At 67.6% G+C, this 8245-nt stretch carries 7 protein-coding genes; all 7 read left to right on the top strand.

Annotated features, from left to right (window positions below):
- Positions 1–1955, top strand: a 1955-nt coding sequence (locus FV228_RS14660) for a glycosyltransferase family 2 protein (RefSeq protein ID WP_147855297.1), incomplete at its 5' end; no start/stop codon positions are given.
- Positions 1956–2169: 214 nt separating this feature from the next.
- Positions 2170–3510, top strand: coding sequence for an MFS transporter (locus FV228_RS14655; protein ID WP_147855296.1), 1341 nt, complete (start codon positions 2170–2172; stop codon positions 3508–3510).
- A 113-nt stretch (positions 3511–3623) separates the two neighbouring features.
- Entirely contained in the window at positions 3624–4880 is a 1257-nt protein-coding gene (gene cyoA, locus FV228_RS14650; protein ID WP_147855295.1) for a ubiquinol oxidase subunit II, read from the top strand.
- 76 nt (positions 4881–4956) lie between these two features.
- Positions 4957–6957 (top strand): cytochrome o ubiquinol oxidase subunit I, encoded by a 2001-nt coding sequence (gene cyoB, locus FV228_RS14645; RefSeq protein ID WP_147855294.1) that lies wholly within the window; start codon positions 4957–4959, stop codon positions 6955–6957.
- A gap of 4 nt (positions 6958–6961) precedes the next feature.
- Positions 6962–7594: a cytochrome o ubiquinol oxidase subunit III gene (gene cyoC, locus FV228_RS14640; protein WP_147855293.1), complete on the top strand. Its 633-nt coding sequence runs from the start codon at positions 6962–6964 to the stop codon at positions 7592–7594.
- Positions 7591–7995, top strand: a complete 405-nt coding sequence (gene cyoD, locus FV228_RS14635; protein WP_147855292.1) for a cytochrome o ubiquinol oxidase subunit IV — start codon at positions 7591–7593, stop codon at positions 7993–7995. The genes cyoC and cyoD overlap by 4 nt, the downstream gene beginning before the upstream one ends.
- 89 nt (positions 7996–8084) lie before the next feature.
- Positions 8085–8245: SURF1 family cytochrome oxidase biogenesis protein (locus tag FV228_RS14630; RefSeq protein ID WP_281406497.1), on the top strand; the 161-nt coding region annotated here is incomplete at its 3' end.

Below are 8245 nucleotides of genomic sequence, written 5' to 3'. Positions count from 1 at the left end.
GGCCGCTGCTGCCCCAGGAGGCGTCGGGCGGGGGCGCCTTCACGTGGATCGGCCGGCTCCCCGAGGGCGTCGTCGCCCTGCGTGTGGCCGATCCCGCCGGTCGGGTCCCGGCCCGGCTGCGCCGGATCACGGTGCGCCGCCTCGACCGGCCGACCCTGGTGCCGCGCGCAATCCTGCGCGAGCCGGCGCTGGCCCTGCAGGCGCTCTACTGGCGGATCCTCGGCAAGAAGGTGCGGGCGCGCGGCTTCCTGGGCCGGGCGCTGGCTCACCGCCGGGTGACCGGATACGAGGCCTGGATCCGCGCCCACGGCTATCGCCGGACGGAGCGGGACGGGATCGCCGCCGAGATCGCCGCCTGGGCCGATCCGCCGCTGATCTCCGTGCTGATGCCGGTGCACGACCCGGACCCGAAGGTGCTCCAGGCCGCCCTCGCCTCCCTGCGCGCGCAGCTCTACCCGCGCTGGGAACTGTGCGTCGTCGACGACGCCTCCACCCGGCCCGCGATCCCCCGGATCCTCGAACGCGCCGCCGAGGCCGATCCGCGCATCCGCGTGCTCGCCCGGTCCGAGAACGGCCACATCGCCCGGGCCACCAACGACGCCCTGGGCCTCGCCCGCGGTGTCGTCTGCGCCTTCATGGACCACGACGACGTGCTCACCGAGGACGCCTTCTACGAGGTCGCCCGGGCGCTCCGCCTCGATCCGGATCTGGTGCTGATCTACAGCGACGAGGACAAGATCGACGGACGCGGCCGCCGGTTCGACCCGCATTTCAAGGCGGGCTTCGACCGCGAGTTGCTCTACGCGCAGAACTACATCAACCACCTCACCGTGGTCCGGACCGACGCCCTGCGGGCGGTCGGCGGCCTGCGCCCGGGCTTCGAGGGCAGCCAGGACCACGACCTGCTGCTGCGGCTGACCCACGGGCTCGACCCGTCCCGCATCCGCCACATCCCGCGGGTGCTCTACCATTGGCGCGCCGCGCAGGGCTCCGGGACCTTCTCGGACCGCGCCCTGGCCAAGGCCGAGGCGGCGCGCCTGCGCGCCCTCGACGAGGTCGTGGCGCCCTGGGGCGGCCGGGCCGAGCGCGGGCCGTCGGGCTTCAACCGCCTGGTCCGGCCGCTTCCGGTTCCGCCGCCCCGGGTCTCCGCGATCATCCCGACCCGGGACCGCGCCGAGATCCTGTCGGTCACCCTCGACGGGCTGCTCGGTCGCACCGACTATCCCGACATCGAAGTGGTGATCGTCGACAACGACAGCCGCGAGCCCGAGACCGCCGCCCTGTTCGCCCGGTATCGCGACGACCCGCGCGTGCGCATCGTGCCGGTCCCCGGGGCCTTCAACTTCTCGGACCTGTCGAACCGCGGCGCGGCCGCCGCCGCCGGGCCGGTGCTCCTGTTCCTCAACAACGACGTCGAGGTGCTGGAGCCCGGCTGGCTCGGGGAACTGGTGCGGCACGCGGTGCGGCCGGAGGTCGGCGCCGTCGGGGCGAAGCTGCTCTACCCGGACCGGACCATCCAGCACGGCGGCATCGTGCTGGGGATCGGCGGCGTCGCCGGCCACAGCCACCTCGGCGTGCCGGACGACGATCCCGGCTATTTCTGCCGGATGGTCATCGCCCACGAGGTCTCGGCGGTCACGGGCGCCTGCCTGGCCATGCGCGCCGACGTGTTCGAGGCGGTCGGCGGCTTCGATGCCGAGGCCCTGAAGGTCGCCTTCAACGACGTCGACCTGTGCCTCAAGATCCGCCGGGCCGGCTACCGCATCGTGTGGACGCCGTTCGCCAAGTTGATTCACCACGAATCGAAGAGCCGAGGCGCCGAGGACACGCCCGAGAAGCGCAAGCGCTTCGAGGGCGAGGTGCTGACCATGCTCGACCGCTGGGGTCCGGAACTTCGGGCCGACCCCTACTACAACATCAACCTGTCACGGAATTCGGCGCATTACCGGGTCTAGGAGAGCGGGCTCGGCCGGCGGCGCGGCGACGGGTTGCGCCCGCCGCAGCAGGCCGCCCCGCATGTGTGGACAGCAGGGCTGGCATGGGGGTGCCATGCATGCGTCAGTGGGTGAACTTGCGTCGGATGCCGGTTGCGATACCTCTGGACATGCCGCATGAGGCGGTTCCGGCCATGGCGCCCGAACGGGTGCGCGGCGAGGGCGGCAGTCAACCATGAGTGCGAACACCCCAATGGCCTCGGCCACGACCCTTGAGCGCGATGCTCAGCAGGCGATGGGGGACCACAAGGTCCACCCGAACGAGATCGCCATCGGCGTGGTCATCGGCCGCGCGTCCGAATACTTCGACTTCTTCGTATTCGGCATCGCCTGCGTGCTGGTTTTCCCGAAGGTGTTCTTCCCCTTCGTCGATCCGCTGACCGGCACACTGTACGCGTTCTCGATCTTCGCCCTGGCCTTCATCGCCCGGCCGATCGGCTCCGTGATCTTCATGGCGATCGATCGCCGGCACGGGCGCAGCGTCAAGCTCACGATCGCGCTGTTCCTGCTCGGGGGCGCCACGGCGGCGGTCAGCTTCCTGCCGCGTTACGATAGCATCGGCATCTCATCCGTTTACCTCCTGGCGGTCCTCCGGATCCTTCAGGGCCTGGCACTGGGCGGCGCCTGGGACGGGCTCGCCTCCCTGCTCGCCATGAACGCGCCCCGGGAGCGCCGCGGCTGGTACGCGATGATCCCGCAGCTCGGTGCGCCCCTGGGCTTCATGGTCGCGAGCGCGCTATTCGCCTTCTTCCTGGTGAACCTCGACGAGGCCGACTTCATCGACTGGGGCTGGCGCTTCCCGTTCTACTGCGCCTTCACCATCAACGTCGTCGCCCTGTTCGCCCGGCTGCGCCTGGTCGCCACCGAAGAGTTCGCCCGGATGATGGACCTCGACCGGCTCCGCCCGGTCCCGGCCCTGGAGCTGTTCCGGCACCATGCCGGCGACGTGATCCGCGGCGCCTTCGTGCCCCTGGCCGGCTTCGCCCTGTTCCACCTCGTGACGATCTTCCCGATCGCCTGGCTTGCGCTCAACAACACCAGCAGCCGCTCGCCCGGCGAGTTCCTGATCGTGCAGTTCTCCGGGGCCATCGTCTGCGCCGGCGCGATCGCTGCCTCCGGGCTGATCGCCGACCAGATCGGCCGCCGCAACTGCCTGATCATGAGCGCCTCGCTGATCGGGTTCTTCGCGGTCGGCAGCATCATCGCGCCGCTGCTGTTCGGCGAGAGCGCGATCGGCCAGACCATCTACGTCACGATCGGCTTCATGCTGCTGGGCCTCGCCTACGGCCAGACCGCCGGCGCGGTGACGGCCCGGTTGGGCAACCACTACCGCTACACCGGCGCCGCGCTGACCTCCGACTTCGCCTGGCTCGTCGGCGCCGGCTTCGCCCCGCTGGTGGCGCTGTTCCTGTCGCAGCGCTACGGCCTGGCCATGGTCGGCGTCTACCTGTTGTCCGGCGCGGTCTGCACCCTCGCGGCCTTGTTCCTCGACCGCTCCGAGATGCGCCAGATGTAGCCGGCAGCGCGCGGCGCAGGCTGCGCGCCTCCTTCCAGACGTTGTCGGCCGTGTCGCAGTCGCGACACGGCGCGGATGCCGCGCATGCGGCGTGGGATAAAGAGACGAGTGCTGTGACCTCTTCGACCCCTCTCCCGGACAGGATCGAGCCCAGCGAGCGCCGGAGCGGCCTTGCGCGGCGACTCGTGTCGCTCCTCGCCCTGCCGCCGGTCCTGGCGCTGCTGGGCGGCTGCAATCTCGTGGTCATGAGCCCGGCAGGCTACGTCGCCGAGCAGCAGCGCAACCTCGTGCTCGCGGCTACCGGGCTGATGCTCCTGATCATCATCCCGGTGATCTTCTTCACCCTGTTCTTCGCTTGGCGCTACCGCGCCTCCAACGAGGACGCGGTGTACGATCCCGAATGGCACCACTCGACCCAGCTCGAGGTGCTGATCTGGACGGCGCCGCTGATGATCATCATCGCGCTGGGCGCCCTCACCTGGATCGGGACTCACACCCTCGATCCGTTCCGGCCGCTTAGCAAGATCGACGCGAAGCGCGACGTCCCCGCCGGCGTCGAGCCGCTGCAGGTCGAGGCTGTGGCCATGGATTGGAAGTGGCTGTTCCTCTACCCGCAATACGGGATCGCCACGGTGAACGAACTCGCCGCCCCGGTGGACCGGCCGATCCAGTTCAAGATCACCGCCACCGACGTGATGAACACGTTCTATATCCCGACATTGGCCGGCATGGTCTACGCGATGCCGGGCATGCAGACCCAGCTCCATGCCGTGATCAACCGGGAGGGTTCCTACGAGGGCCGCTCGGCGCATTACAGCGGCGCCGGCTTCTCGAACATGTTCTTCAAGTTCAACGGCGTGACCAACGAGGCCTTCGACCAGTGGGTCGCCAAGACGAAGGCTCAGGGCGGCGCGCTGACCCAGGAGGCCTATCTCGAGCTCGAGAAGCCGAGCGAGTCCGAGCCGGCGCGGTTCTACAAGTCCTACGCGAAGGGCCTGTTCGACCGGATCATCGGCATGTGCCCGCGGCCGGAGCAGATGTGCGTCGGCGAGATGGTGAAGATCGACGCCCGGGGCGGAGCCTCGGGGGCGGAGGCCCAGGCGAATTACGATCGGCTTCAGTACGACAACCGCATGGCCGATCGCGGCAACGAGGCTCCCGGCGCCACCGGGCCGGCCTCCGGGACCGGCCCGCACGGGCAGACGCAGCCGCAGGGCATGAAGCCTCGGCCCGACATGGGCAACCCGGACTCGCGCGGTCAGGGCGAGTCCGCGCTGCCGGGGCAGGAGAAGGCGCCGGAGATCAAGGCGCCCGACAGCCAGGGCCAGAAAGAGGGCGGGCAGATCGCGCCCAAGCAGCTCAACCAGTAAGAACGCGCGCCTCGCGCGTGCGCTTCACACCCAAAACCGGCGGTCGCCGTCGAACCCATTGAACGGGCCGATCCCAATGTTCACAAACATGGACCTACAACAGTTGATCCTCGGCCGATTTACGATCGAGCAGATCCCGTATCATGAGCCGATTCTGCAGGCGACGTTCGCCGGCGTGGCCGTGGTCGGCCTCGCCGTCCTCGGTGTGATCACCTACTTCCGCTTCTGGGGGCCGCTGTGGCGTGACTGGGTCACGTCCATCGACCACAAGAAGATCGGTATCATGTACTGCATCTTCGCCCTGATCATGCTGCTGCGCGGCTTCGCCGATGCGTTGCTGATGCGCTCGCAGCAGGCGGTGGCGTTCGGTTCGGAGCAGGGCTTCCTGCCGCCGCACCATTACGACCAGATCTTCACCGCCCACGGCATGATCATGATCTTCTTCGTGGCGATGCCGTTCGTCACGGGGCTCATGAACTTCGCCGTGCCGCTGCAGATCGGCGCCCGCGACGTGGCCTTCCCGTTCCTGAACAACTTCAGCTTCTGGATGACGGTGGCCGGCGGCATCCTGGTCATGGTCTCGCTGTTCGTCGGTGAGTTCTCGCGCGCCACCTGGCTCGCCTACCCGCCGCTCTCGGGGGCCGCCATGAGCCCCGGCGTCGGCGTCGACTACTACATCTGGGCGCTGCAGATCGCCGGCATCGGGACGCTGCTCTCGGGCATCAACCTGATCGCGACCATCGTGAAGATGCGCGCGCCAGGCATGACGATGATGAAGCTGCCGATCTTCGTCTGGTCGTCGCTGTGCACCAACATCCTGATCGTGGCCGCCTTCCCGATCCTGACGGCCGTCCTGGCGATGCTGTCGCTCGACCGCTACGTCGGCACGCACTTCTTCACGAACGACCTTGGCGGCAACGCCATGCTGTACTTCAACCTGATCTGGATCTGGGGTCACCCGGAGGTCTACATCCTGATCCTGCCGGCCTTCGGGGTGTTCTCCGAGATCACCTCGACCTTCTGCGGCAAGCGGTTGTTCGGCTACACCTCGATGGTCTACGCGCTGGTGGTGATCACCATCCTCGCCTACCTGGTGTGGTTGCACCACTTCTTCACCATGGGCTCGGGCGCCGACGTGAACTCGTTCTTCGGGATCACGACGATGATCATCTCGATCCCCACGGGCGCGAAGATCTTCAACTGGATGTTCACGATGTACCGCGGCCGGATCCGGTTCGAGGTGCCGATGATGTGGGTGGTGGCGTTCATCGTCACCTTCGTGATCGGCGGCATGACCGGCGTCCTGCTGGCGGTGCCCCCGGCCGACTTCGTGCTCCACAACTCGCTGTTCCTGATCGCGCACTTCCACAACGTGATCATCGGCGGCGTGCTGTTCGGCATGTTCGCCGGCGTCACCTTCTGGTTCCCCAAGGCCTTCGGGTTCAAGCTCGACGAGTTCTGGGGGAAGATGGCGCTCGTGTTCTGGGTGAGCGGGTTCTACGTCGCCTTCATGCCGCTCTACGTGCTCGGCTTGATGGGCGTGACCCGGCGCATGCAGCACTTCGACGACCCGTCGCTGCAGATCTGGTTCGTCATCGCGGCCTGCGGCGCGGGGCTCATCGCCTTGGGTATCGCCTCGCAGATCGTGATGTTCGTGGTCTCGATCCGCAACCGCGAGAAGCTGCGGGACCTGACCGGCGACCCGTGGGGCGGGCGGACGCTCGAATGGTCCACCTCCTCGCCGCCGCCGGACTACAACTTCGCCTTCACCCCGGTGGTGCATGATTCCGATGCGTGGTGGGACATGAAGAACCGGGGCTTCGCCCGGCCGATGACCGGCTACAAGCCGATCCACATGCCCAAGAACACCGCCAGCGGCGCCATCCTGGCCGGCCTGAACTTCACCTTCGGCCTGGCCATGGTCTGGTACGTCTGGTGGCTGGCGGCGCTCAGCTTCGTGGCGATCATCGTCGTCGCGATCCTCCACACCTTCAACTACAACCGCGATTTCTACATTCCCGCCGACACGGTCAGTCGGACGGAAGGTCAGCGGTCGCGCGAACTGGAAATGGCGTGATTCGATGATGCACGGGGAGACTGCACCCCCCGGCGCCGCGGCGCCGGTCTTCTACCAGACCGACGAGGAGGGCCATCATTCCGAGGGCTCGACGATGCTCGGGTTCTGGCTCTACCTGATGAGCGATTGCCTCATCTTCGCGACCCTGTTCGCGACCTACGGGGTGCTCGGCCGCAGCTACGCGGCCGGGCCGACCCCCAAGGATCTGTTCGACCTGTCGGGCATCGCGGTGAACACCGCCATGCTGCTGTTCTCGTCCATCACCTACGGCTTCGCCATGCTGGAGATGGACCGGGACCGGATCAAGCAGACCCAGATCTGGCTCGCGATCACCGGCCTGTTCGGCGTGGCCTTCGTGGCCCTGGAGATCCGGGAATTCGTCCACCTGTTCCATGAGGGCGCCCCGCCCTGGCGCAGCGCCTTCCTGTCGTCGTTCTACACCCTGGTGGCGACGCACGGCCTGCACGTCTCGGTGGGCATCCTCTGGCTGGTCGTGCTGCTGGTCCAGCTGCGCAAGCACGGCCTGATCGTCGAGAACAAGCGGCGCCTGATGTGCCTGTCGATGTTCTGGCACTTCCTCGATCTGATCTGGATCGGGGTGTTCACCGTCGTCTACCTGATGGGAGTGCTCGAATGAGCGCCGACGCGCACCACCTGACCGGTCACGGTCCGGAGACCCACGACGTGCACGCCCACAGCGAGGGCGGGCACGGCTCCTTCGGCAGCTACATCACCGGCTTCGTCCTGTCGGTGATCCTGACGGTGATCCCGTTCTGGCTGGTGATGGGCAACGTGCTCGACAACAGCCTCGTCACCAGCTTGGTGATCCTGGCGCTGGGCGGCGTGCAGATGGTCGTGCACATCATCTACTTCCTGCACATGAACACCAAGTCGGAGGGCGGCTGGACCTTCCTGGCGCTGATCTTCACCATCATGGTTGTGGTGATCATGCTCGCCGGCTCGGTCTGGGTGATGTACCACCTCAACCACAACATGATGCCGATGGATGCCCACGACGTCATGAACAACGCCCGCTGAGTGGGCGTGCGGACGTGACTTCTTCGGGGTCGGCGGGGGGCTCCGGTGCGGACCCCTCCCCGGCCCCGCTCTCGTTCGCGCGACGTCTCGTGTTCGGCGTTGCCGCTTGCTTCGTGTTCGTCGTCCTCATCGGGCTTGGGACGTGGCAGGTCCAGCGCCGGGCCTGGAAGCTCGACCTGATCGCCCGGGTCGATGCCCGGGTCCACGCGCCGGCGGTGCCGGCTCCCGGCCCGGCCGAATGGCCGCGGGT

The organism is Methylobacterium sp. WL18 (assembly GCF_008040015.1).
GTDB lineage: Bacteria > Pseudomonadota > Alphaproteobacteria > Rhizobiales > Beijerinckiaceae > Methylobacterium > Methylobacterium mesophilicum.
Note: the sequence above shows the minus strand (reverse complement) of the source record. Positions and strands in the feature narration are given on the sequence as shown.

Bases quoted from the DNA above. Each gene is read 5' to 3' on its own strand.
- FV228_RS14655 (WP_147855296.1), top strand. From the start codon at position 2,170: ATGAGTGCGAACACCCCAATGGCCTCGGCCACGACCCTTGAGCGCGAT.
- cyoB (WP_147855294.1), top strand. From the start codon at position 4,957: ATGTTCACAAACATGGACCTACAACAGTTGATCCTCGGCCGATTTACG.
- cyoC (WP_147855293.1), top strand. From the start codon at position 6,962: ATGATGCACGGGGAGACTGCACCCCCCGGCGCCGCGGCGCCGGTCTTC.
- cyoD (WP_147855292.1), top strand. From the start codon at position 7,591: ATGAGCGCCGACGCGCACCACCTGACCGGTCACGGTCCGGAGACCCAC.